General features: G+C 42.7%; 28 protein-coding genes, 1 tRNA gene and 1 other annotated feature. Of the genes, 25 read left to right on the forward strand and 4 right to left on the reverse strand.

From position 1 onward, the window contains the following. Positions 1-182 precede the first annotated feature (182 nt). From G400_RS0100845 to G400_RS0100855, 3 genes are read left to right on the forward strand one after another with little or no spacing between them, the layout of a single operon-like run. Positions 183-1175 carry a hypothetical protein gene (locus tag G400_RS0100845; RefSeq protein ID WP_017261750.1) on the forward strand — a complete coding sequence of 331 codons (993 nt, stop codon included), beginning with the start codon at positions 183-185 and terminating at the stop codon, positions 1173-1175. After that, positions 1165-2292 carry a hypothetical protein gene (locus G400_RS14175; RefSeq protein WP_017261751.1) on the forward strand — a complete coding sequence of 376 codons (1128 nt, stop codon included), beginning with the start codon at positions 1165-1167 and terminating at the stop codon, positions 2290-2292. The genes G400_RS0100845 and G400_RS14175 overlap by 11 nt, the downstream gene beginning before the upstream one ends. Before the next feature lie 22 nt (positions 2293-2314). Continuing rightward, positions 2315-2854 (forward strand): dUTPase, encoded by a 540-nt coding sequence (locus tag G400_RS0100855; RefSeq protein WP_017261752.1) that lies wholly within the window; start codon positions 2315-2317, stop codon positions 2852-2854. Between the two features lie 90 nt (positions 2855-2944). Here G400_RS0100855 and G400_RS0100860 read toward each other — a convergent pair whose 3' ends face one another. After that, positions 2945-3622 carry a TetR/AcrR family transcriptional regulator gene (locus G400_RS0100860; protein WP_404825467.1) on the reverse strand — a complete coding sequence of 226 codons (678 nt, stop codon included), beginning with the start codon at positions 3620-3622 and terminating at the stop codon, positions 2945-2947. Positions 3623-4075: 453 nt separating this feature from the next. On the opposite strand from G400_RS0100860, the gene G400_RS0100865 reads away from it, so the two are divergent. From G400_RS0100865 to recN, 17 genes are all read left to right on the forward strand, one after another. Continuing rightward, positions 4076-4149 (forward strand) — tRNA-Arg (locus G400_RS0100865). A 309-nt stretch (positions 4150-4458) separates the two neighbouring features. Further along, positions 4459-4968 carry an LptM family lipoprotein gene (locus tag G400_RS15585; RefSeq protein ID WP_017261754.1) on the forward strand — a complete coding sequence of 170 codons (510 nt, stop codon included), beginning with the start codon at positions 4459-4461 and terminating at the stop codon, positions 4966-4968. A 124-nt stretch (positions 4969-5092) separates the two neighbouring features. Next, positions 5093-5221, forward strand: coding sequence for a hypothetical protein (locus G400_RS16530; RefSeq protein ID WP_017261755.1), 129 nt, complete (start codon positions 5093-5095; stop codon positions 5219-5221). Positions 5222-5394: 173 nt separating this feature from the next. Continuing rightward, positions 5395-5481: a sequence feature (ribosomal protein L21 leader region), on the forward strand. Positions 5482-5497: 16 nt separating this feature from the next. After that, positions 5498-5839, forward strand: coding sequence for a 50S ribosomal protein L21 (rplU, locus tag G400_RS0100880; RefSeq protein ID WP_017261756.1), 342 nt, complete (start codon positions 5498-5500; stop codon positions 5837-5839). 27 nt (positions 5840-5866) lie between these two features. Then, positions 5867-6196: a ribosomal-processing cysteine protease Prp gene (locus tag G400_RS0100885; protein WP_017261757.1), complete on the forward strand. Its 330-nt coding sequence runs from the start codon at positions 5867-5869 to the stop codon at positions 6194-6196. A gap of 15 nt (positions 6197-6211) precedes the next feature. Beyond that, the gene (gene rpmA / locus G400_RS0100890; protein WP_017261758.1) at positions 6212-6508 is read left to right on the forward strand and encodes a 50S ribosomal protein L27; all 297 of its coding nucleotides are present in this window, start codon (positions 6212-6214) and stop codon (positions 6506-6508) included. 81 nt (positions 6509-6589) lie between these two features. Next, on the forward strand, positions 6590-7663 hold the full coding sequence (locus G400_RS0100895) for a M24 family metallopeptidase (RefSeq protein WP_017261759.1): 1074 nt from the start codon (positions 6590-6592) through the stop codon (positions 7661-7663). Between the two features lie 125 nt (positions 7664-7788). After that, entirely contained in the window at positions 7789-8349 is a 561-nt protein-coding gene (gene efp, locus G400_RS0100900; RefSeq protein WP_017261760.1) for an elongation factor P, read from the forward strand. Positions 8350-8367: 18 nt separating this feature from the next. Beyond that, positions 8368-8835: an Asp23/Gls24 family envelope stress response protein gene (locus tag G400_RS0100905; RefSeq protein WP_017261761.1), complete on the forward strand. Its 468-nt coding sequence runs from the start codon at positions 8368-8370 to the stop codon at positions 8833-8835. After that, positions 8835-9266 carry a transcription antitermination factor NusB gene (nusB, locus tag G400_RS0100910; RefSeq protein ID WP_017261762.1) on the forward strand — a complete coding sequence of 144 codons (432 nt, stop codon included), beginning with the start codon at positions 8835-8837 and terminating at the stop codon, positions 9264-9266. Before G400_RS0100905 ends, nusB begins: the two co-directional genes overlap by 1 nt. 186 nt (positions 9267-9452) lie before the next feature. Continuing rightward, positions 9453-10319, forward strand: a complete 867-nt coding sequence (gene folD / locus G400_RS0100915; protein WP_017261763.1) for a bifunctional methylenetetrahydrofolate dehydrogenase/methenyltetrahydrofolate cyclohydrolase FolD — start codon at positions 9453-9455, stop codon at positions 10317-10319. Beyond that, positions 10320-11666, forward strand: a complete 1347-nt coding sequence (gene xseA / locus G400_RS0100920) for an exodeoxyribonuclease VII large subunit (RefSeq protein ID WP_017261764.1) — start codon at positions 10320-10322, stop codon at positions 11664-11666. Between the two features lies 1 nt (position 11667). Further along, entirely contained in the window at positions 11668-11922 is a 255-nt protein-coding gene (locus G400_RS0100925) for an exodeoxyribonuclease VII small subunit (RefSeq protein WP_017261765.1), read from the forward strand. Continuing rightward, positions 11915-12799: a polyprenyl synthetase family protein gene (locus tag G400_RS0100930; protein WP_017261766.1), complete on the forward strand. Its 885-nt coding sequence runs from the start codon at positions 11915-11917 to the stop codon at positions 12797-12799. Before G400_RS0100925 ends, G400_RS0100930 begins: the two co-directional genes overlap by 8 nt. Positions 12800-12813: 14 nt before the next feature. Further along, positions 12814-13632 (forward strand): TlyA family RNA methyltransferase, encoded by an 819-nt coding sequence (locus G400_RS0100935; RefSeq protein ID WP_017261767.1) that lies wholly within the window; start codon positions 12814-12816, stop codon positions 13630-13632. 14 nt (positions 13633-13646) lie between these two features. Further along, a complete protein-coding gene (locus tag G400_RS0100940) occupies positions 13647-14102 on the forward strand; it encodes an arginine repressor (protein WP_017261768.1) in 456 nt (151 codons plus the stop codon). Between the two features lie 57 nt (positions 14103-14159). Beyond that, entirely contained in the window at positions 14160-15866 is a 1707-nt protein-coding gene (gene recN, locus G400_RS0100945; protein ID WP_017261769.1) for a DNA repair protein RecN, read from the forward strand. Between the two features lie 168 nt (positions 15867-16034). Here recN and G400_RS0100950 read toward each other — a convergent pair whose 3' ends face one another. After that, entirely contained in the window at positions 16035-16439 is a 405-nt protein-coding gene (locus G400_RS0100950; RefSeq protein WP_017261770.1) for a hypothetical protein, read from the reverse strand. Positions 16440-16766: 327 nt separating this feature from the next. Here G400_RS0100950 and gmk point away from each other — a divergent pair, with 327 nt between their 5' ends. The 4 genes from gmk to G400_RS0100970 all read left to right on the forward strand — a co-directional run bounded on the left by gmk (position 16767) and on the right by G400_RS0100970 (position 19328). Continuing rightward, entirely contained in the window at positions 16767-17414 is a 648-nt protein-coding gene (gene gmk / locus G400_RS0100955; RefSeq protein WP_017261771.1) for a guanylate kinase, read from the forward strand. 3 nt (positions 17415-17417) lie between these two features. Further along, positions 17418-17660, forward strand: a complete 243-nt coding sequence (gene rpoZ / locus G400_RS0100960; protein WP_017261772.1) for a DNA-directed RNA polymerase subunit omega — start codon at positions 17418-17420, stop codon at positions 17658-17660. Positions 17661-17994: 334 nt separating this feature from the next. Further along, positions 17995-18780 (forward strand): Cof-type HAD-IIB family hydrolase, encoded by a 786-nt coding sequence (locus tag G400_RS0100965; protein ID WP_017261773.1) that lies wholly within the window; start codon positions 17995-17997, stop codon positions 18778-18780. A gap of 38 nt (positions 18781-18818) precedes the next feature. Continuing rightward, on the forward strand, positions 18819-19328 hold the full coding sequence (locus G400_RS0100970) for a YbhB/YbcL family Raf kinase inhibitor-like protein (RefSeq protein WP_017261774.1): 510 nt from the start codon (positions 18819-18821) through the stop codon (positions 19326-19328). A gap of 109 nt (positions 19329-19437) precedes the next feature. Here the strand turns inward: G400_RS0100970 and pgmB are convergent, their stop codons facing one another. Both pgmB and G400_RS0100980 read right to left on the reverse strand, forming a co-directional pair. Continuing rightward, positions 19438-20112 carry a beta-phosphoglucomutase gene (pgmB, locus tag G400_RS0100975; RefSeq protein ID WP_017261775.1) on the reverse strand — a complete coding sequence of 225 codons (675 nt, stop codon included), beginning with the start codon at positions 20110-20112 and terminating at the stop codon, positions 19438-19440. A 57-nt stretch (positions 20113-20169) separates the two neighbouring features. After that, positions 20170-22881 carry a glycoside hydrolase family 65 protein gene (locus tag G400_RS0100980; RefSeq protein ID WP_017261776.1) on the reverse strand — a complete coding sequence of 904 codons (2712 nt, stop codon included), beginning with the start codon at positions 22879-22881 and terminating at the stop codon, positions 20170-20172. Positions 22882-23285: 404 nt separating this feature from the next. On the opposite strand from G400_RS0100980, the gene priA reads away from it, so the two are divergent. Beyond that, positions 23286-25712, forward strand: coding sequence for a primosomal protein N' (gene priA / locus G400_RS0100985; RefSeq protein ID WP_017261777.1), 2427 nt, complete (start codon positions 23286-23288; stop codon positions 25710-25712). The last annotated feature ends 59 nt before the right edge of the window (positions 25713-25771 follow it).

A 25771-nucleotide genomic window follows, 5' to 3' on the forward strand; every position in this document is an offset into this window, starting at 1 on the left:
GATGAATAGCGTCGTTTTTTAGTTGAAATGCGACTGCGGGTATTCATCACGGCTTTTTGTCTAAAAAATTCTAAATTTAAATGTTAAGAAAACGTTTGCAACACTGCCGGGGCGATTGTCGACATGATGGCAGTAGTGTACGATATAAGTGTATGAATCTAGTGAACAAGGGGTAAGACGGCATGGATAATCCACAAACTAAAAAAGTCGGATCACGTAATGTACGTCCTGAGTTGTCTGGTAAACTCGGACAAAAGTCACGTTATTTGGATGAATTAACCGGCGCCATTAATGATTTTAATGATCGTCGGGTCTACGAATTAGTTGACCCACAACGTTACAACACGTTGATTAGGGGCAATAAACAAACGGAAGGCAACCAATTAGCACGTTTGGTCGATGATATACACCCTGAACTCAGCCATTATTTGAGTGCGGAGCTTATTGCTTATTTGAAGCACACATACCCATTCTTTTATTTTGAAGAACCGGAGAACGGCAAATTCAATGTATTCTTTGGGAACTGGTGGGATCGTCGCCAGTTTGGTGAATTAGACGTTTTAAACGCACAATTCATTTTTGACAGCGAAGAGTATGAAAAACTGACACAGTCGTTTGCACTTGAATCAGAGGGCAAAAACTACAATTCGGATCGCATCAAAGACATCGCTCGGCAAAGTCAAGAATTGCAGGAACTGGTCAAGAACCAAGAACAACGCGATTTGCAAAAAGAAAAATTACGTTCACAACTTAAAGAAGTTGGGGAATCGCGCACATTGTTTAACGGCGGTCATTCGAAGGCGGAACGTCAAGATATTTTGGATCAGTTAACCAAGTTAGCTGATGAGGATGATCAGGCAAACAACGCTTATAAAGGGATGAAAGCCAACGAAGATGAGTCGTTAGTTTTGTCCAAGGAAGACACGATTCTAAGCTACGAAAAGCAAGCAATTCGCAAAGTGTTTGGTGATTTTGCCACGTTTAAAGATCGTAATGCTAGCTTATATGTTGACTATATCAGTCATCTAATTGGTCGAGCAATTGAAGCGGGACAAGCTGACCCGGATGAAAAAATGCCATCCAGTGAAATTCGTTCTCAGGATAGTGCACTTGCTGCTAACGCAGAGAGCGCAAGCAATTCAGCAACTAGTGAGGTGACTTCAGATGACAAGTGATGATAAAAGAGATTTGACGTCAGCTAGTGCTGAATCTACTGAAGCAAGCACGGCCAAAGACGTCCATTCTGATCAGACTGCATCAACTGCAACTAAGCAGCAACAATCTTCCAGGACTGATTCGGCAGTAGCCACAGATTCCGAAGCTGCCAGTGCGACAAAAAAAGAAGCTGAGTCTGGCACCAGTAAAGAGAAAAAGTTAGATACGTTAACGCCAAGTCAACGTTTTAGAATCTACAACAACAACATAAAAGATGGTTTGCAAAACGGCATTCAGTTCACTAAGTACTTGGATCAACTGACTGAGACTCAAGACACTGATGAGTTGTTAGATTCGGCTACACATTTATTTGATTTTAAAATGGATACCGCGTTTGTAACCTTTCCACACCAATACACAGCTTCTGACTATTATTTACTCTTTATGAGTCGTTTGCTGGAGATTCACGAAGAAAAAGGATTAATTCTTACTAGTGCGGCTGATCATGAAGAACTAAGCGTTACGTTTGACGCGTTAGGCACACAACCTGACTTTAAGTTTGTATTGGTTGGCGGTCGCAATGGAGGTGCCTTCTTCACAGACAAGGCTTCCGGTCTCCACTTGTTCTATATGAACTTGGAACGTCAGCAAATCCGTTTTAACAGCAAGGCATTTACTGACCTATTTGCGGTGGCGTTAGCTGACCAATCGGCAGACAAGAAGATGGCTGCTATTGATACGCTCATTACGTTTGCCAAGGATTTGCAGCGTGATTATCACTTTACGGCTGACTATAACTTGTTAGAAACTGATAATAATGCGGAGTATCAAACGAAACATCCAGCATTGCCAGCAGGCACAGTGGACAAGCTCTTCGTGGCCTCGGCTGACAGTCATTATATGCTGCAAAATGCCCCCGCAGGCAATGGCGCTATCATTGACTTAGAAGATGATCTTGTCTTTGGCATTGCGGACGCTGGCACGCAGACGGCACCTAAGTGGGTCATCACCACGACGGATCCTAAGAACCAAATTTCTTTGATGGCAGTGTTGTTGAACTATGATTTCATTCGTCAATGGTACTTAGCTAATCGCGATGATTTAGAGATTCAGTCCGATCCGTTAATTTTTGCTTAATAGACAGGTTAGGGGAATTACAATGTTAGATTTAGCGATGCTCTTGCGGGAATGCATTGAGTTTGATCAACAAGTACATGATGCAAAGCAATTACATTGGTCGCGTGGGGATAGTCTACAGAACGCATATTTAGCCTTAGACGTCGAGCTGGCCGAGATTGCGAATACGAGTGAATGGTTTAAGGTGTGGAAAACGCATCGCGGCAAAAGTAATCCTGGTCAAACATCCCATCAGACGCTGTTAGAAGAATATGTCGATGCATTGGATTTCTTCTTGTTGATTTTCCATAAACAGCAATGGACGCATTTAACAGTCTTAACGCCTGACGAATTGACTAAGCTGACAAAGGGACCGGATCTTAATCTAACCAAGACCTATTTGGCCATTAACAGTATGATTTTATCCAGTCTAAAAGAACATCGTCAGGGCGATTTTGGCCATGCGTGGCACTTGTTCTTAACAATGGGTTTGCGTGGTTTTGGTTTCACACAAGATGAAATTCAGGAAGCTTATCAAGCAAAGCGCGAGAAAAATTTAAAACGTCAGGCTAATGGCTATTAGTCTTTTCGTGATAATATAGCAATCAAAATAAGGCTTAACGTTTGGGCTGTAAACCCAACGTTAAGCCTTATTTTGTGTTCGTTAGCACACTTACCAGTTATTAGTTTGACGAGCCAATAATTGCGGATCTGAATAGAAAAAGTTGGTAAACGTAACTGTTTTTGGAGAACCAGCGCTCACAAGTGAAATCATTTTATGAACTGATCCTGTCATATAATGTGGTGTATAAATCATGCCTTCAATGAGCCAATTTTTGATTAAACCAACATAAGCAGAAACAGTAAAGGCAATTTGAATGTTGATTGGTACGCCGATGTCAGCAAACGCCGGTTTCATCTGATCATAGAAACGATTTAGATAGCCAGTCATTCGGGCATATAATTCATGTTCAAATAACCCATTTTCCTGTGTATTCAACAAAACGTTGAACATCTGAGCGTCTTTTTCAATGTAATTAAAGGCGTTGTTTAAGTAAAAGACATTGACTGCATGACCGTTCAGAAAGGCGTAATGCTCTGGTAAACTGTCAGTGCCGTCATCAATGACGGCATCAAAAAAGTCATCCAAAATTTCGGTCATGGCACGTGAAATGAAATCTCGCTTGTCTTTATAATGTAAATAAAATGTTCCTCGAGTAATGTGCGCAGTTTCAGTGATCTTTTGAACACTGATATTTTCAATTTTGTATTGTTGCATCAGACTGATTAGGGCAGTTTTTAGACTTGACCGCGTTTTAATCACCCGAGGGTCCAAATGTTTAACCATGATGCACCCCCAAGTTGTTCAATTTATTAGACAGCACTCTGATAAATGTTTACAAAGCCTATTATATAAGAAATGAAAGCGCTTCGTCAACAGATAAAGGGACTATATTACACATTCTTGCAAGCGAATACATTTGTGCAGTATAGTAATCTTTTAGCTTAGTGTTCTACGATCAGCGGATGTGTATTTATAAAAAAGAATTTTGTCCTTTTCATTGCGGTTCTAACTGTGCTACACTGTTTTAGTCCCGAACTTATCCGTTTGGGATCATTCCAGGCGGTCACTTCGGTGATCGTCTTTATTTTTGTGTCAGCACTATACGCGACTGAATTTAGTCTTAACTACTAAGAAAATGTGTTCAGAAACGACTGGTGGCTTGGCAATTATATTGAGTAATTTTCTAAACTTAAATTGACACTGTCGATTCCGTTTTTTATACTAATAAGGTTAAGTTTCGCAACAGTAGCTCAGTTGGATAGAGCATCGGTCTTCTAAACCGAGGGTCGTGGGTTCGAACCCCACCTGTTGCATTTTTGTATCATCGGTTTTATCGCTAACTGATAAGCGACGAATGGTATAAGTATAGTTTTTCGTTTTAAAATAAGCTGCTAAATTTGGCTAAAGTACAAACAGGGATTGCTCTCAACAGCAATTCTTTTTTTTGGCCTCGTATTCAAGAAAACAATTGTTTTTAATTTTGGGGACATAGGTCAGCACTTTTCTTGATTTCTATTTTGAGCCCTAAAGGAACTTTAAAAATAAGTCGCTGAGTTCCAGTCAAGGCGTCTTTTTTGGTACAATGAATCTAGTTTGAAGTTCGCTTATTGAGGAGTGTTCACATGTGGAAGAAAATTGTGGCAACATTTGCCGTTTTAGGGTTACTGATTACATTAACGGCTTGTGGTCAAAAAAGTTATGCTGGCGTTCAGGTTTCGGAGAAAAAGTACGAACGGGTCCAATCAGAAAATGACGACATCAAAACATTGGTAACGGCGCTACAAAAGTTTCGTTATGACGATGATAAAAGTGCTAACACCGTGTATAAAGCTGCTGATAAGCTGAATCAGGAATTACGTCCTGGCCTTAGTGAAGCGCAGAAAAGCCAATTAGGGGTTGCTCTAGGGGATGGCGCAACAGGTGTGAAGGGCATTGTCAAAGCAGCTGTTAGCAAGCAATACAATTTTGACGATGAGGTGGCATCTCAATTTCATGCTAATTTCCGAATCGTTTTTGATCTAGCTTCATTCTCAATTGGTAATTCGGCTCAGCAACGTAGCAAGATTGAAACACAGATGCGCAAAGACACCAATGCGGACACAGAACTCTATAAGATCGGTACGCAGGAATAACCGTTTATTAACGATTTGGTAAAAGATGACATAAATCTCTTAAGAAGACTTAAAAATTGAATATGAGCATCTGTGATTGATAAACTGGAAACAGTTACTTAATCAAGTTAAGGGAGGTTTTTAGATGGTTGCCGTATTGATTTTATCCATTGTCTTAATCGGAAGTGGCGTGTGGGAATTGATGGGTCGTTCGTCAGCATCACATCTGTCAACTAACCGTACAACCGCTCAACCAGATCATCGTCAGCATTAGTTGTGTTTGAAAAATCGACTATTAGCTCTTTAACGTAGTGTGAAACCAGTGTGTTTCCACTGCTTTTTTTGTTACAATTACCAATGACTGAGATGTTTTCCAGAAAAAGGTCTTGAAGCATTTGACGCACCGGGCGTTCTCTGGTAAACTCTTACTGTTGTATTTGTGGACTTCCCACACTGCAACCGCGCAAAATAAGTTTTAAGTTTTCATCTGTCTAGGCAGTGAAACGCTTATCTTTGGCGAGTCTAAGAAACTTTTAAGGAGGTGCACAACGTGTACGCAATTATTAAAACTGGTGGTAAGCAATACAAGGTTGAAAAGGGTTCACCTATCTTTGTTGAAAAGCTTGATGCAAAGGAAGGCGACAAAGTTACCTTTGACGAAGTTGTGTTAGTTGCTAGCCGTTCCATTAAGATTGGAACACCATATGTTGATGGTGCTTCAGTTACTGGAACTGTTGAAAAGCAAGGCAAAGAAAAGAAAGTTGTTACTTTCAAGTACAAGCCTAAGAAGAACCAACACACTAAGACAGGTCACCGTCAACCCTATACGCGTGTCATGATTGATGAAATTGCTGGCGCAACTTCATCAAAGAGCGCTGACGCAGATAAGTAAACAACTACGAAACCACGCTAAGCTATTATGATTAAAGTTGATATTTCGAGAAATGCTAAGCGCCAACCGGTTCGGTTTGTTATGACTGGCCATGCAGGTGCTGGTGATTATGGTGAAGATATTGTTTGTGCGGCAGCCTCCGTGCTGGCGATTACCACTGTTAACGCATTGGATGAAATTGCCGGGGTCCACCCAACGATTTCATCTGATGATGACAATGGTGGCTTCTTGGAAGTGGTTATCAATGATCGCAATCAAGCAGCTGAAACAATTTTAGCCACATTTATTTTAGGCATGACGCAAGTTGCACAGAAATACACTCAATTCGTTACGATTAGTGATGGTCACATTAACTAATGGAGGTGTAACCACATGTTATTGGATATGAACTTACAATTTTTCGCTCACCATAAGGGGGGCGGATCTACTGCCAACGGTCGTGACTCTGCTGGTCGTCGTTTAGGTACTAAACGTGCCGACGGTCAAAAGATCAACGCTGGTTCCATCATCTACCGTCAACGCGGAACTCACATTCTGCCAGGTATGAATGTTGGTCGTGGTGGTGATGACACACTGTTTGCTTTGACAGATGGTGTCGTTAAGTTTGAACGTAAAGGTAAGGATCGCCGTCAGGTGTCCGTTTACCCTGCCGCTGAAGCAGCAGAATAACAATCGATCAATAAACGGGCATAATGTTAAGGCATTGTGGCCGTTTTTTGTTTGATTTAATTAGTGATGAGGAGCGATAACATGGGACAAGAACGAATTGCTAAGGTTCAAGGCGTTTTGGATCAGTTGCATTTAGATGCTTTTTTGGTCACGGATGAGTTTAATCTGCACTATTTAACAGGTTTTGCTAATGTTGGTGGTGACGGATGTTTATTAATTACTGGCAATCAGTCTTTTATGATTACCGATGCTCGGTATGAAACAGAAATGAAAGCTGAATTAGATCCACAAATCACATTAATGATTACGCGTGACTATTATGGAACAGTTGTTAAGCTAGCTGGTGACCAAAATCTTAGTGTGATTGGTTTTGAAGACACATTACCCTATGCTATTTGGTCTATGCTAGATGAGCAACTTGCCGCTGATTTTGTTGGACTGCATGCAGTGGTTGATCATTTGCGAGAAATTAAAGATGCCAACGAAATTGCTAAGTTACGTCGTGCGATTCGTTTGTCATGTGAAGGTTATGATGCGCTGTTGCCAAATGTTCACGTTGGCATGACGGAAATTGAAGTGGCCAATAAATTGGATGCTTGGATGCGCGCGCATGGTTCGACCGGGCCTTCGTTTGATACAATTGTTGCCAGTGGTTATCGTTCCGCAGAACCGCATGGGTCAGCCACAACAAAGAAACTGGCTAAGGGCGAGTTAGTTACTGTTGACTTTGGCTTCTACTTTGATGACTACACGTCTGACATCACACGCACATTTGCGTTAGGGCAACCAGATCCCGAGTTAGTGGATATTTATAATCTAACTAAGACAGCTAACCAAGCTGTTATTGATGCAATCAAGCCTGGCGCAACCGGCGCTCAATTGGATGCTGCAGGTCGCGATTTGATTAAGGCGGCCGGGTATGGTGCCGAGTTTAATCACGGTATGGGGCATGGCATTGGCCTAAATATTCACGAAGAACCCCAAGTTTACGGACCAAGAATTCCATACGCTATTCAGGCTAATCAGGTAATCACTGTTGAACCAGGGATCTATCTGCCAAACCTTGGCGGGGTTAGGTTGGAAGATGATGTTTTAGTAACAGAAAAAGGTGCTGAGGTGTTAACGACCTCTTCCAAGGACCTAAAGATTTTGTAGTCGTTTAAAACTGCCAACTATTGCAACGACGGGATGCGTTACTGTATACTGAACAAGAATGAATTTTAACAAGTGTCATATTGAGCGCGTTTTGTGTGCCCAATATGCCTTTAGGAGGAACAATTATGTCAATCTCTACTGCAGACTTTAAGAATGGTCTGACGATTGAAGTTGATCACGCTATTTGGCGGATCGTTGAATTTCAGCATGTTAAGCCCGGTAAGGGTGGCGCCTTTGTGCGTTCAAAGTTAAAGAATTTACGGACAGGTGCCGTTCAAGAAAAGACTTTCCGCGCCGGTGCAAAGATGGAATTGGCTGAAATCAGTCAAGCCACTATGCAATATTTGTACAACGATGGTTCAAACTACGTCTTTATGAACACTGAAACCTATGACCAAGTTTCAATTCCAAATGAACAGATGAAGAATGCTGCTAAGTACCTGTTGGAAAACATGGAAGTTAGCGTAACCTCATTTGGTAACGAAATCTTGGGTGTTGAAGTACCAAATACGGTTACTTTAACGGTTAAGGAAACTGAACCCGGCATTCGTGGCGATACTGCTACTGGTGGCTCAAAGCCAGCAACAATGGAAACTGGTTTAGTTGTTCAAGTGCCATTCTTCGTGAATGCAGATGATAAGCTGATCATCAACACACAAGACGGTTCTTACGTTTCAAGAGCTTAGTTTGGATTGGAGGCCATTATGCCTGAAGTCAATAACATTACCTTAAATCAACCGGCTGATGCATTAGGTAGCATTGAAATTGCATCGGATGTTCTGGAGATTATCGTTGGTGTTGCGGCTAGCCAAGTAGACGGTGTCAACCGGATGCGTGGTACGATTGCGAATAATGTTTCGGAGTTGTTTGGCCGTACTGAACACAGCAAAGGTGTCAAACTGAGCGTTAACGATGGCGAGATTTCTGCTGACGTCTTTGTCTACCTAGACTATGGTGTTAATGTGCCTAAGGTAGCCTTGGAAATGCAGGATAAGGTCAAACAACAAGTTACTTTGATGACGGAACTACCAATGGGTGAGGTCAATGTCCACATCGTTGGTATCGTTCCGGAAAAGAATGATTCTGATATTGATCCAGATGACATTTTTGGTGACCGCGCCGCTGCCGCTGGTGACGACGAACAAACGACCAGCAAAGATGGTGACTTGTAGTGAGCTTAAATAGACATCAGATTAGAAAAATTGCATTTCAAGTGTTGTTTGCAAAACATATGAATGCAGATGCGAATGTGGAAGATCTGTATCGTCAATTAATTCCTAGTCAATCAGATCAACCTACTGTGGTGCCTGAGTATTTAGTCACATTGGTAAATGGTGTGACTGAAAAGGAAGCTGAACTTGACGAACAGATTAGTCCGTTGTTAGCAAACAAGTGGTCCATTTCTCGATTGGCCAATCCTGATTTAATTATTTTGAGATTGGGTCTGTATGAGATGGAGTACTCTGCTGAAGTTCCCACACGTGTTGCCCTTAATGAAGCCTTGGAATTGGCAAAAGAATTTTCTGATGACAATTCACGACGATTCATTAACGGGGTTTTATCAAAGCTTTTTGATAAAGCAGATGCTTCTTCTGCGGAATAAAGTTGAATAACGATGTCATTAATTGAGACCATGAGGTCTGAATTAATGGCATCTTTTTTGTACTTCTTCGCTAATTTCTCAATGAAAATGCGTATGTAATGAGTATCTAAAACACACAGTGAATGTGTTAAAATTATTCAGTATGAACGAATAAAAGTGTGAATTTAAAAAGTTAGGGGCAGTTTTATGACAGCAATAAAAATTGATGGTCGTGCGACCGCTAAAAAAATAAATGCGCAGTCTGCTGAGCAAACACGGAAGTTGACGCAAAAAGGTGTCATTCCGGGATTAGCTGTCATTATGGTGGGAGATGATCCTGCCAGTGCCATTTACGTTAGAAATAAGGAACGCAAGGCTGCCAAGTTGCAGTTTAATTCTGTTGTGAAGCATCTGCCGGCCGATGCTTCACAAGCCGAGGTCATTGCCCTAGTCCAGCGCTACAATGAGGATCCGCAAATTCATGCGATCTTGGTTCAATCACCATTGCCTAGTCATCTTGATGAGGAAGCAGTGGTGATGGCGATTGATCCACGCAAAGATGTTGACGGTCTGCATCCCGAAAACTTGGGTCAATTGTTTGCTCAGGTTGGTGAGGACTTTCCTGTTGCGTGCACGCCGAAGGGGATCATGACGCTGCTTTCTCAATATCAGATTTCACTACCAGGTAAACGCGTCGTGATGGTCGGACGAAGTCGATTAGTTGGCAAGCCACTATTGGCATTGCTTAATAACGCTAACGCCACAGTAACATTGGCTCATCGGCATACAACAGATTTGGCGGAGCTAACCCGTTCTGCGGATATTGTCATTGTGGCGGTTGGACAGGCTGATTTAATTACTCGTGAAATGATTAAGCCGGGCGCCGTCGTCATTGATGTGGGCATGAATCGTGACGCAAGTGGTCAACTCACTGGTGATGTTGCAAAGGATGTTGAGGACGTTGCTGGTTATTTAACACCTGTGCCTGGTGGTGTTGGTCCGATGACGATTGCGACTTTAATGCAACAAACGATTCAGTTAGCGGCATGGCAAACCGGACAAGTGGTGGATTAAATGGCAGATCGTGAAGATTATCTATCAGTTACAACGTTGACACGTTACCTTAAACGAAAATTTGATGCTGATCCTTACCTTGGTCGTGTGTATCTAACAGGAGAAATTTCCAATTTTCGTCCGCGACCGAACGCCCATCAATATTTCAGTTTGAAAGATGACCATGCCAAAATTAATGCAATTATGTTTAAATCCGCTTTTGCAAAAGTGAAATTTCAACCTGAAGAAGGTATGAAAGTTCTTGTGACCGGGCGGATTTCGCTGTACGAGCCATCCGGTAGTTATCAGATTTATGTAGAGCGAATGGAACCAGATGGTGTCGGTGCCTTGTACCAAGCTTATGAGCAATTAAAGCGTAAGCTAGCCAGTGAGGGCTTGTTCGAGCGTCGTCAACGGCCGTTGGTTAAGTACCCAAAGCGTATTGCGGTTATTACTAGTCCATCTGGGGCTGTCATTCGTGATATCATTACAACTACCCGTCGACGTTATCCCATTGTCCAGCTAGTGTTGTTTCCAGCGCTAGTTCAGGGTGATGCAGCGGCAGATGATATTGTCCGACGCATTCAACAGGTGAATGAACTTGGCACATTTGACACCCTGATTATTGGTCGTGGTGGTGGTTCTATAGAAGATTTGTGGCCATTCAACGAGGAAAGCGTAGCTCGCGCAATTGCGGCTAGCGAAATCCCTGTCGTCTCGTCAGTGGGCCATGAAACGGATACGACAATTGCCGATTTAGTAGCGGATGTGCGAGCAGCTACGCCTACTGCGGCCGCTGAGTTAGCTACACCTGTGCTTTCAGAAACATTGTTGGCCATTTCGCAATTACAAGGTCGATTATTTCAAGCGATGACTAGCCAAATCCAGTTAGATCGTCAGCGATTGAAACAAGTTCGCCAATCTTACGTATTCACGCAACCACAGCGTCTGTACGAAGGTTATACGCAGCGTGTGGCACAACTTACCGACCAGTTAATTAATGATCAACGACAGTTATTGAATGGCAAACAACGGCAGGTGGCAACCGTTCAGGCCCGCCTAAGCACTCATTTATTAACGGCCCGTGTGAAAAACGGTCGTCAACAGGCAGATGCGTTAAAACATGAGCTTCTGAGCGTAAGTGTTAACATGATCAAAGCGAAAAAAACGCAGTTAAGTGGTCTGATTAATCAATTGGATTTATTGAGTCCACTAAAAATTATGACGCGCGGATATAGTTATGTGACGGTTGAAGGTCAGGTTGTTAAAACAGTTGATCAGCTGTCTGAAAAGCAGGCCGTCACGTTACACTTAGCAGATGGTCAAGCGGCGGCCACAATCAATAGCGTGGATAAGGAGAAAGACTAACATGGCAGAGGAAAAAAAGACACAACCAACGTTTGAAGAGAACCTTACGGCGCTTCAAGCAATCGTGACAAAGTTGGAGCAAGGTGACGTACCGCTAGAAACAGCACTAACTCAATTTCAGCAAGGGGTAACGTTGAGCAAGCAGTTGCAGGATACTTTGGACAATGCAGAAAAAACGTTGACCAAGATGATGAATGATAATGGTCAAGAGGTTGACTTTGAGGCTGCTCCCGATTCGGAAACCAATCATGAATAAACAATTACGTAGTTTCGAACAAGAATATGTGCCAAAAATTAATCAACTATTGGATGAAAAATTAGCTACTAGTGCTAATCAGCCGTTGCTAGGTCAATCAATGGCTTATTCCGTTAAGGCCGGTGGCAAACGGTTACGCCCATTATTGACGTTGGCGGCAATCGTGAGTTTGAATAAAGAAATTACGTCAGCTGAAATGCAAGCAGCGGTGGCCGTCGAGTTATTGCACACGTACTCGTTGATCCATGACGATTTGCCAGCAATGGATAATGATGATTTACGTCGTGGTCAATCAACAAATCATAAAGTGTTTGGCGAGGACATTGCTATCTTGGCCGGTGATGGACTTCAGGCCTTGGCCTTTGACTGGCTAGCGACAGCACCGTTAGATGCCTCAATCACAATTCGGTTGGTGCAAAAATTAGCTGTCGCGGCGGGTCCTAAAGGAATGGTTGCAGGCCAGGTGGAAGACGTTTCGACTACTGGCAAGCGAATTCCGTTGGTTCAATTACAAGCATTGCACAAACGTAAAACGGGTGCACTCTTGGAATACGCGGTTATGGCGGGCGCCACCATGGGCCACGCAACAGCTGAACAAAGTCAACATTTTGCTCGTTTCGGCGCAGCGTTTGGTTTGGCATTTCAAATTTATGATGATATTTTAGATGAAACTGCAACGGCCGAGCAGCTCGGCAAGACGCCCAATAAGGATGAGGTTGAGGGTAAAAACACCTATCCACGGTTGATTGGGTTACCTGCTGCACGGCAAGCGTTAAACGCCAGTATTGAGGATGCACGACAGGCCTGTGATGCCTTGTTAGACAGTGGTGTCGATGGAAACATCCTTAGCGCGTTCTTGAGCTATTTTGAGGGTTAGAAAGGGAAAAACACATGGAAAAACAACGTGTCGACATCCTGCTTGTTGAGCAGGGAGTATTCACGTCTCGTGAGCAGGCCAAACGGGCAGTCATGGCCGGTGAGGTGCTGGGAAAAAACGAAGAACGATTAGATAAACCGGGAGAGCGAATTCCGACAGATACGGAATTGCATATTAAAGGCAATCCGATGCCGTACGTGAGCCGAGGCGGTTTTAAATTGGCCAAGGCACTTAAAGTGTTTAACATTGACGTCACAGGCCAAACGGTGCTAGACATCGGTTCTTCCACGGGTGGTTTCACTGATGTCATGTTGCAAAATGGTGCTGTCCGTTCATATGCGCTAGACGTTGGTAGCAATCAGCTGGTGTGGAAGTTACGCGAAGATCCACGTGTCGTTGTTATGGAGCACACGAATTTCCGTTATTCAAAACCGGCGGACTTTACCTTTGGTCGGCCAACGTTTGCAAGTATTGACGTATCCTTTATTTCATTACATCTCATCTTACCTAACTTGAAATCAATTTTGCGGCCTCAAGGCGAAGTGGTTGCGTTGATTAAACCACAATTCGAGGCAGGTAAAAATAATGTTGGTAAACACGGCATTGTTAAAGATCCAAGCGTGCATGAATCAGTTCTGAATGATATTGTTTCCTTTGCCTTGGCAACAGGTTATTCTGTGACAGGACTGGATTTTTCACCAATTAAGGGTGGCGAAGGAAACATCGAGTTCTTGATCCATCTTGTGAATACAGACGGAGAGGGGAAACTGTCGCCAAATGTGTCCGTGAAGGAAACGTTGACGTCAGCGTATGCCCAACTGAATCAAAAGTAGAGGGTGGAGCGTTCATGAAAAAACGGGAACGGCAGGCAATCATTCGGCGCGTTATCGTTAATAATGCTGTTCATACACAGACGGAATTAGTGCTTTTGTTAGACCGAGAGGGGCTTGACGTTACACAAGCAACGATCTCGCGAGATATTACTGAGATGCAATTGATCAAGGTGCCTGACGAAAATGGGCACACGTATTACACGTTTTCTACTGATCGGCCAATTGATGGTGAGAGTAAGTTGCGGCGAAACTTAAACGGCAATGTTATTGACATGACTATTAATAATCAGTTTTGTTTGCTTAATGTACTGCCGGGAAACGGTCCGGTTATTGCTAGTTTAATCAAACAGATGAATTATGATGAGGTTTTTGGCGTGTTAAGTGATGACAGTACCGTTTTGATTATTGCTTCAACGATTGATCATGCTGTGGAAGTCCGTTCAAGACTGGCTGAGTTGGGTGCGGAGTAAGTTAAGTTTTAGAAATACCATGATAGGGTCCCTAAATGAGGGCTTAAGGAGCAAGGAATGCTACAGGAATTATCCATTAAGAACTTTGCAATTATTGAAAAATTGAATATTGCTTTTGATGATGGAATGAGTGTTCTGACTGGTGAAACAGGTGCAGGTAAATCCATCATTATTGACGCCGTTGGTTTACTGGCCGGTGGCCGCGCTTCCGTTGACTTTATTCGTAAAGGGGCAACTAAAGCGTCGATACAGGGATTATTCGTGCTACCAAAGTCTTCTGTCACTTTTGAAGTGTTGTCAGACCTTGGTATTGATCATGCTGATCAACAAGTGGTTATCGATCGTGAACTGAATAAAAACGGGCATAATACTAGTCGAGTTAATGGCACATTAGTTAATACCACCACCCTCAAACGCATTGGGGAGACAATGGTCGATATTCATGGTCAAAACGAACATCAAGAATTAATGCAGCCAGAAAAGCACTTACAGTTGTTAGATGAGTACAAACCTAACGCCTTAGCTAAGTTGAAGCAATCGTATGCAGATAAATATGATGAATACCGGCGACTACGTAAGCTGGCAATTGACAAACGTGACCACGCCCAAGAATGGGCGCAGCGAGTTGATATGTTGACATTTCAGGTGCAAGAAATTGAAGATGCCAATCTGTCGCCTGATGAAGAGGACACGTTGATTACAGAAAGAGATCGTTTGGCCAACTATCAAAAAATTGTGACAGCCTTAGAAAGTAGTCATGAAGCCATTGATGGTGGTGAAGATGGTTCAGCCCTGGATCGCATTGGCGCCGCGATGGCATCCATGCAAGAAATTGCCACGTTAGATCCTGAGTATCAGGCATTATCTGACACGATTGCGAGTGCTTATTATGGCCTTCAGGATGCAACTAATGGTCTTTCTTCACAACTTGATAATCAGGAGTTTGATGAAGGACGTTTGGATGAAATCGAAGCACGTCTGGAGGTTATACACCAATTAAAGCGCAAGTACGGGGATTCTGTACCCAAGGTGTTGGCCTACTTTGATAAAATCAAAGTTGAATTGGATCGTATGCAGGGTGATCAGGATGATGATCAGACACTGATGACTCAGTTAAATAAGGCCAAGACTGCGGTGCAAAAAGCAGGCAGTGAGCTTAGTGAAATGCGACAAAAATTGGCTAAGCAATTAGAAGAAGCTGTTCATGAACAGTTGAAGGCTCTCTATATGGAAAAGGCAGTTTTTAGCGTGCGGTTTTTGAAACATGAAGACACACCATTCTTTACGACTGGGATTGATAACGTTGAATTCTATATTCAAACAAACCCTGGTGAAGATCCCAAGCCATTGGCCAAAACGGCCTCTGGCGGAGAACTTTCGCGGATGATGCTGGCTTTGAAGACGATTTTTTCTGAAAACCAAGGTGTGACAAGTATTATTTTTGATGAGGTGGATACTGGTGTTTCAGGGCGGGTTGCTCAGGCCATTGCCGAGAAAATTATGGTAATTGGTCGCCACTCTCAAGTTTTGTGTATCACTCACTTACCACAAGTTGCTGCGATTGCGGATCATCAATTTTACATTCAGAAACAGATCAACAAAGGACGCACTAAGACCAGTGTTGATAAGTTGACAACTGCTAAACGGGTAACTGAACTAGCACGGATGTTGGCCGGTACGACTGTGACAAAATTGACAACTGAACACGCCTCAGAGTTGTTGAAAATGGCAGATGCAGAAAAAAAGCAGTTAGCTGAATCATAAGGTATAGTCGTTGGTCTGACGATATTTAAAATTAAACGGAAATAAAAAGCACTTGCGTTAATAGTTCCTGATCAGATACTCAGGAACTATTAACGCAAGTGCTTTATTTTATACAACTGGTGTAATGTAATGTCATTCTTCAAATGCGCAATCAATAGTCGCTAAGGCTTAAGCAACCATCAAGCCGAAACAGATTTGACGAATTTGTTCTGGCAAAATTAAATAGGTTTTGCCAGTTGCGTGATTGGTAATTGTCAGAATGTCTTGGTCCTGCCTAAGCGTGCCAGTAACTGTCGTGAGTTTCTTGGCAAATGGGTTTGATGGCTGGTTTAACATGATTGAGACAACAGCGTGCTGTTTCAGTGCACGATCGAGGTGGGCGATAATCACGTCAGACGAAAACTGTGGATGACGTAACGTATCGCCACGTTCTGCTGTGAAGAATTTCCTAATACGCTGACCAACAGAAAGATGACTATGGTTTGAAACAATCGATAAATGACGAATACTATGATGTATCGTTGATTTCGTCATTACAGGGTTGATATAAGTATTTGGCATTAATTGTTCCATAGTCTTGGCCTCCGAAATTTCGTATCGCTCGCCATTAAGAAAATGACGAAAATAGTTGAATTGTTTTTATAACGTTCGACAATTTGTTCGTGATAGCGAACGTCTGTTTGACTATTTATATTATACGAACACGCGTTCAAAAATGCAAACATAAATTTCAATTCCGTTAACGAGCTTTTGCAAAGGGACACTTTTCACGCAAAAGTTTCTAAAACGGCGTATTTAGCGGCAAATGTCGTAGTTGAACGCTTGAAATTGATGCAAAAAAAGTGCAAAATAATTGTTAAATTCTTTTTTAGGTTATAGATGAAAGGAACGAAGCAGTCGATGCCGAAACGTGGAATGTTAATTGTTCTTTCTGGTCCATCAGGGGTCGGTAAAGGAACAGTTCGGAAAGCAATGTTTGACCAAGGAGGAACTGATTTTCAGTATTCCATTTCAATGACTACCCGTCAGCCACGGGAAGGTGAGGTAAACGGAAAAGACTACTTTTTTGTGAGCAAAGAGACGTTTGAACACAACATTGAAACCGGTGAAATGCTTGAATATGCTCAGTACGTTGATAATTATTACGGAACACCAATGCAATATGTTAAGGATACCTTAGCTTCTGGAAAAGATGTTTTTCTTGAAATCGAGGTCAACGGTGCCATGCAAGTTCGTGAGAAGATGCCTGATGGCGTGTTTATATTCTTAACTCCGCCTGATTTAATGGCACTGAAGCAACGGCTGGTCGGTCGTGGTACAGAAACCATGACAGTGATTAACGAACGCATTCACCAGGCTGTTACAGAAATTAAAATGATGCGGAACTATGATTATGCAGTCGTTAATGATAAAGTTGATCTTGCTGTTGATCGGATCCGCGAAATTATTAGAGCGGAACGTTTGCGGGTGCCTAGGGTTTACCCGGACTATGCGCAAATGTTAGAATCAAAGCAGGTTACCGAGACGGAAAATGGGAAGGACGCTTAAATTATGATTTTATATCCATCAGTAGATAAGCTTTTAAAGAAAGTTGACTCACGTTATTCACTGATTATGTTGGCTTCCAAACGTGCACATGAGTTAGACGCTGGTGCCCAGGAATTGCTACCACATTATCAATCAGTTAAGTCTGTCGGCAAGGCACTTGAAGAGGTTGAGGCTGGTGAAGTCACAATTGATCCCGATCATGAAGAAGACTTGGGTACATCAACACCTAAACCAACTGTTCAATAATGGTGTTCTTTAAAAAGAGCATTAAGAAACAAATTCAGTTTAAAAATTAATTCTTAACACACGATGATTCTATTCCTAAATTGTAGGAATAGGGTCATTTTAGTTTCGGCGTTTTTTTAAATGAACATTACTGTTGTCTTAGCCTTTCAAATTAGCACTGCTGCTATCTGTCACTTTAAGGTCTAATAAACCATGGGCAAGAATTCTGTTTTCAGTCACTGACAATTCGCAAATAAGAGACTTCAAAAAATCTTGACTGGAGGGAGTCAAACAATGCCATTTTTTCCAGAATGCGCTATGCTTAAGGGGTAGTGAAAACGAGGGGGTTGTTCTCATGAACACGGAAATTAAAGCAGTTGTTTTTTTTGATTTAGATGGAACACTGTTTGATGATCAAAAAAATGTCCTGCCTGAAAGTATTGCCGCAATAAAGGAAATGCAGCAACACGATATTTTGCCAGTGATTGCAACAGGTCGTAACATCTTTGAGATTCAGGACGTATTGGATGAAACAGGCATTGACACGGTGGTTAGCGCCAATGGTTCGTACGTTCAGTATCGTGGTAAAGAGTTATTCCGCGAAGCAATTGATCAATCGCTTATCGAATCGTTCACAGCGTTTGCAAATGAACAGGGTGACGCGGTTGCTTATTACAACAATCAAGGTTTTGCGTTGACCAAGACAACGGATGATATCGTTAACAACTATAAGGCACTGCGCTTATCGATTACGGTGGACCCAGAATATTACCTTAAGCATCCCATTAACTTCTTAAATGTGTTTAATCGTGACAAGGAAGATCTCTATAACGAACATTTTGCGGGTCAATTAACCTTGGTGCGAAATAATCCAGTTTGTTTGGATACTATGAAGAGCGGTGTTACAAAACGAAGTGGGTTAGAGAAATTGCTTCAACAGGCACATTTGGAAGGTATTCATACTTATGCCTTTGGGGATGAATTAAACGATCTTGAGATGTTTGCTAGCGTTGATACAGCTATTGTTATGGGAAATGGTAACCCCCGTGATAAAAAAGTCGCCGATTACATTACTACGACGAACACCACGGATGGAATCGTTAACGGGTTGAGGCACTATCAACTCATCGCGAGTAAATGATGCCGATAAAAAACATTCAGAAAGGGAGCAGCAGATTCATGAAGATTGAAATTCCAACTGAAAATGGGTACATTGGTGACCGTTATAGTCGACATGCGCAACCGGACGAAATGTACTCAGGCCAACCGGTGATTTCATTTCCGATGACGTTCACTGATCTACCAGCAGGTGCAAAAACCGTTGCATGGACACTGTTAGATGATGATGCGATTCCTGTTTCAGGATTTACGTACATTCACTGGATTGGGGCTAATCTGTCTGCTGATCACGCCAAACTTAAAGAGGATGCCAGCCGTCGTGAAGGTGAAGCCTTTGTTCAAGGCAATAATAGTACGGCAGGTGGCCTGATTCATCAAACTGATCCGGCGATTACACGGCATTACGTTGGTCCAACGCCGCCAAACGGTGATCATGTCTATACCGTCACAGGTTACGCTTTAGATACCACATTGCCGTTGCAAAACGGTTATTGGTTAAATGAGTTTTATCGGGCAATTAAGGGTCACGTTTTAGAGACTACCAAGACAACATTTCTTGGGCGTTCTTAATAGGTGCAGCTTTTGTTTTATGTTCTAATGATAATCAAAAAACGACTTATCGATTATGAAATCGGTAAGTCGTTTTTGAAACTTATTATCTTGCATTAATTTGAGTCGACTAATTGTCCATTTGTGCTTTGATATTATCAAGGGTTAATGCACTGGTGTCGGCAAAAATAACATTAGCGGCACTTAGTTCTTGTTTATCGCCAATTCCAATAGAGGTTTCGTTAGCGGCATTGATACTGGCCACTCCGGCCGCAGCATCTTCCACACCGGCACAAACAGATGGATCCAAGCCAAGAATTTCTGCGCCCCGGGTGTAGATTTCTGGATCAGGTTTGCCCTTACTCAAAGTAGCAGGGTCAACAATTTTGGTAAAGTAGTCGGACAAACCAATATGACCTAAAATAGTTGGTGCATTCTTTGAGGCAGAAGCCAAGGAAATCTGGTAACCATTGGCGATCAAATCATCTAAAAACTCCTTAATACCGGGGAAGACGTCATTAGGTGTCATGTTTTTGATGAGTGACAGATAATTGTCATTTTTCTTTGTTGCATAGGCAACTTTTTCTTCCGGGGTATAGTCATTTTCTTTACCACCGGCCTTTAAAATCATTTCCAAGGAATCCATCCGGGAAACGCCTTTTAAGCCGTTGGCCAGCTCTTCGGTCCAGGTCACACCAAGTTCGTCAGCTAGTTGATGCCACGCTTGTCCGTGGTACTTTGCTGTACCAGTAATTACGCCATCCAAATCAAAAATAAATCCCTTTAAATCCGCAAACTTTGTCATTAATAAAACCTCCGCAAAATAATTTTTAATTTTGATGATTCGTTTGAACGCCTGCAATTAATTTTTTAATTGTAAGGGTTTGTCTGGTGCAACTGAGAACTCTTGCCCACGAACCGTAAGTTTAGCAGGCTTATCTACAGTCACATGAATGCTAGTGTGGGTGAGGTCAAACTTGTATAGTACACCCTTAAAGCGTTCACTAAATGCGAGACGGTGCCAGTCTTCTGGTAAGTGTGGATCAACGGCTAGTTCAGATTCAAATTCATTGACACCACCGTAGTTACGTAATTCTAGCATTAAGACGGCACCCATAACACCAAGGTGAATACCTTCAGCAGTTGTCCCACCCTGAATGTCATAGTAGTCAGAACGTAAAGCGGTGTTGAAGAAAGCGAATGACTGATCCATGTTGCCGTCAATCAGACTTAATTCTGAATAGACGATTCTTGATAAGGTTGAACCATGAGTGGTTCTTGCCAAGTAGTATTCGATGTTCTTGGTGAGATATTCACTTGGCATTTTATAACCAAGGGTTTTCAGAACGTTATCAATCGTGTTAAAGCTTAGGTTGTAGTAGGCCATTAAGGCATCTGCTTGTTTAGCAACCTGATAAGAATCGGGTGATTTGCCTTCTGCTTTTAATAACCGGTCAACTCGCGAAATGTTACCATATTTTTTCCGGTATTTTTCAAAATCGAGCGTTGGCAACTTAAAGTAGCCAGCAAACTGACCGATAATCCCATCTTTATTGATGTCCAATGCTAAATGATGAGCGATGTCATCAAAACGATTGAAATCATCATCGTTAAGTCCGACTTTGGTTGTGACCGTTGACCAGTCCTTTGCTGGCATTGCCTTATGAATGTTGGCTAAAGTTGTAAACAGCCAACTTACCATGATATTGGTGTAGGCATTTTCTGTTAGGCCAGGCTCATCGGCATTAGGATAGTTTTCGTGGAACTCGTCTGGGCCCATGACATTTTTAATATCGTAACGGCCGTTGTCATTTTTAACGGCCTTACTGGACCAGAAGTGGGCAATTTCAAGTAACATTTCCAGACCATATTTGGTCATGAACTCGGTGTCATTAGTTGAGTGGTAATAAAGCCAAACGTTGTAGGCAATAGCTAATGAAACATGGCGTTGCAAACGACTGTTGTCGGGATCAAATTTGCCACTGTCGGGATTAAAGTGGAGCAGTTGCGATTGTTCATCCCCAAATTGCGCCGACTGCCAAGGATACATAGCGCCGTCATAATGTTCAGCAGCCGCATTTTGCTTAGCAGCGTCCAAACGTTTGTAGCGGTACATGAGCAATTGGCGGGTGAGGGATGGCGTGTGCAAGGTGTAGTAAGGCAGGATGAATAATTCGTCCCAGAATACGTGACCACGGTAAGCTTCCCCATGGAGCCCACGAGCCCCGACAGAGGCGTCTAAATGCGGATTACTGATTGGGGAAGCAGATACGAATAGGTGATAAATGTTAACTCGTGTTAACTTTTGGGCAGTCAAATCCCCGTCAATCTGAATATCACTGTCTTGCCAAACTTCGTTCCAGAAGCTGGCGTTTTGTTGCACGATGCCGCTAAAGTTTGCATCGTCCAATTCTGATGTAACGGCGTTATTTAAATCACCCTTGGTCTCCAAGGATGTGTTGATAGCAACCGCTTTTTCAATAACATAAGTCGTGCCAGTTTGTGCTTGGAACGAGAAGTTTTGCTCAAGGACATCATCGGTAACGCTTTCATTTATCTTTGTTGACGGCGTTATTTCTTGACTTGAAAGGCGACTACCAATTGAAAAAGCGACCTTTGAAGTTTTGGTTTGACCGCTGAGCATGGCGTCTGAACCATTAATGGTGGTTTCGGTGACGTCGAAATGACGACCATCGAACGACTTGTAACGGTCCACATTCGCATTGGTAACGCTACCATCAATTCTTGAGAAAACGGTGACAGTACCTTCAAAGTTCATGGGTGTGATTTCATAACGAATGGCAAAGCGGTGCCATTGGTTCATATCTGCGACCCGTTGTGCACAGATTTTGAGCAAGTGGCCAGTCGGTAAGGATACCAACATTGTTGTGGTGAGCACACCTGTATGTAAATCTAGTGAACGATAGATATCAGAAATATTTTCTTTTTTAACAGAAAACGGTTCTTGATGATCGATGCTAAAGGACAAGTACTGTGCGTTTGGCAAGTTAACTAAATCTTCGTTCACCACGTCGCGACCATTGATTTTGGTGGTCAATTGATTGTATAAACCTGCAACGTACATGCCGGGGTAATTGTCAACATCTGCATTAGCTGCCAAGTATGCACCCCGTAATCCATAATAGCCATTACCGATGGTGAGCATTGCTTCTTGGCCGTAATTACGTTTGGCCGCATATTCGCCGTAGTAATCAAGGTGCCACTGATTGTATTGACGCTTGTTTTCAATGGCTTCAGCTAAGCCATTACGATTAGCCGTTTCTTGACTGACAACGGGGATGTTCAGCATGTTAGACAATGCCAGACCCATATCGATTCGCTGGTGATTGACCCCAATAATGGTATCTGAAAAATCATATTCCAATGGATTTTCAATCAGTGCTGCATCGAAATCAATGCCGGCCAGTTTTTCACGAATCTTTTCAAGATTTTCACCAATGGGTACATCAGGATCGCACACGATGGTGATTGTTTTTGTCGCATTTGTTTTTCCGTTTGGTACGTAGGAGAGCTCAAAGGCGTCATCGAGGACGCGGACTGAAAACGTACGCATATTGCCTTACCCCCTAAAAAGTATGTGATGTAAATACATCTACTATTATCGTAAATTTAATTTTGTGACTTCTCAACCTTAATGTCTTATTTCATTGAAAAAAGTGCGTTTATTATGATCAAGTTTGTTTGAAGGATGAAACCCGAATCAAATTTGCCTGTGATAAGTTCACAATACTGACTATTTACGTGGCAGTTGACCGTAAAATTCTTGGTTGTACGGCTTTTTGTTAGTGAAATGATCATTCATGGCCATGCCTCATATTATGATGCATTAAATCGGCATCTTGAAACGGCATAGTACTTGTCATGTCTGGTACAATTGGAAAAGACAAAAACACATTGAAACTCAAAAATTGAGATTAAGACTAGCAATTACTAGCAATGATCAGAAAGGAACGCGTGATGGCAAAAATTGCACAGGTAATTGTGGATGTGCCAACAATGCAAACGAACCGACCTTATTCATACTTAATTCCAGATTCGCTGACAGATGCGGTTCAGCCTGGAATGCGTGTTGCTGTCCCGTTTGGCCAAGGTCACCGCGAAGTCGGTGGTATGGTGGTCGGCGTGAGCGACGCGGACACTTTAGATGAAACTTTCAGCGGCAAACTTAAACCACTGGGCGCTTTATTAGATTTAGCACCCGTATTAAATGAAGAATTACTATCGCTAAGTGACTGGATGGCTCAACATACGTTTGCATTTCGTATTTCAACCATTCAAACGATGCTTCCGGCTGCCTTAAAAACTAAAAGTCATAAGTTTCTCGTTGCTGATGCACCAATTGACGATCCTCAGTTAGCCTCATTATTTGATGATCAGCAGCGGCTGGATTTTACGGCCGCTTCATTAACTGACGAACAAACTGATGCTTTGGCAAAGCTACAACAGCGTCAAATTATTCATGCTGAGTATCAGGTTGCTGATCGTGCTCATGTTAAAACAGTCACATGGGTAAAATCAGCATTATCACCAACCGAGATTGAAACAGCACGAAAGGATGTACGTCCGAATGCAATTAAACAACTGCGAGTGCTGACTAGGTTAATGGATTTACAGGAAGCGCGTCCGTTGCAGGATGTACTTACAGATGAACGATTAACACGTGCCGATTTTACAGCTGCTACAAAAAAAGGGTGGGCTGAATTAAGCGAACGTGAGGTTTATCGTGATCCATACGCTAATCATCGAATTGCTAAAACAGCGCCGCTAGACTTGCAGCCTGACCAACGGAGCGCAGTTAATGCCATAACTGAGGCAATTGATGCTCATGATCCAAAAACGTTCCTGTTACAAGGTGTTACTGGTTCCGGAAAAACCGAAGTTTATCTGCAAAGCATCGCAGCCGCCTTGGCTCAACACAAGACGGCACTGATGTTAGTTCCGGAAATTGCGCTAACACCACAAATGGTAAATCGGGTAAAGGGCCGCTTTGGTCATCAAGTGGCCGTGCTTCATAGTGGTTTAAGCGCTGGCGAAAAGTATGATGAATGGCGCCGTATTGAACGACATGAAGCAGCGGTCGTGGTCGGTGCTCGTTCAGCAGCGTTTGCACCATTGACAAATATTGGTTTGATTGTGATGGATGAGGAACATGAAACCAGTTATAAACAAGAAGACAATCCCCGTTACCACGCCCGTGACGTGTTGTTATGGCGCGCTCAAAGACACCATGCTCCAGTGGTTTTGGGATCAGCGACGCCATCTCTGGAAAGTCGTGCGCGTGCTGAACGTCACGTTTACACCCGACTAGCATTGCCACACCGAATCAATCAGCAGCCATTGCCACCAGTAAAAATTATCGACATGCGTGAACAACTTAAGGCGCACACGGAAAGTAACTTTTCTACGCCTTTGATAGAAGCGTTAAAAGTTCGGCTGGAACGACATGAACAGAGTGTGTTAATGCTAAATCGGCGCGGCTTTTCTTCTTTTGTTATGTGTCGCGATTGTGGCTTTGTTCTAAAATGTCCAAACTGTGATATTTCGCTAGTTTTACACATGGACAGTCACACAATGAAATGTCATTACTGTGGTCATGAAGAGCCAATCCCGCGAATTTGTCCAAACTGTCACAGCAAACGCATCAGTTATTATGGCTCTGGTACCGAAAAAGTTGCTGCGGAGTTAAATAGTTTGCTGCCAGATGCACGGATTATTCGGATGGACGTTGATACAACCCGGCGCAAGGGGATGCATGAAAAGCTACTCAATTCATTTGGACAGCACAAAGCGGATATTTTGCTGGGTACACAAATGATTGCCAAGGGGCTAGACTATCCAGATGTGACACTGGTGGGTGTACTTAATGCGGACACCGCGTTGGGACTGCCAGATTTTCGTTCCAGTGAACGGACCTTTCAGTTGTTAACTCAAGTTAGTGGCAGGGCCGGACGGGCCGACAAACCGGGTGAGGTATTGATCCAAACGTTTAATCCGGATCATTACGCCATCCAACTAGCTAAAACGCAGGATTATGAACGATTCTTTCGGGTGGAAATGGGAATTCGCCACATGGGTAATTACCCACCATACTTTTTCACGGCCTTGATAACCGCCAGTGACAAAGACGAGGGCGTTGCTGCTAAGAAAATGTTTGAATTGAGTGATCAGCTTAAGCAGACATTGTCACCGGATACAATTATCTTAGGACCGACCCCACGACCAATTGCCCGCATCAAAAATCGTTATTACTATCAAATTGTTTTAAAATATAAGCGAGAGCCTAAACTGCAGTCAGTTTTGGATGGCATTTTGGACGATGCACAGCGTGAGCAGCGTAACGGTCTGCAGGTTGCCATCGACATGGAACCGCAGAACTTTATTTAATGAGCGGTGTCCAGGATTGGGCAATTTCGAACAATAAAGACGAGGTATAAGGAGCAAAT

This window comes from Furfurilactobacillus rossiae DSM 15814 (assembly GCF_000428925.1).
GTDB lineage: Bacteria > Bacillota > Bacilli > Lactobacillales > Lactobacillaceae > Furfurilactobacillus > Furfurilactobacillus rossiae.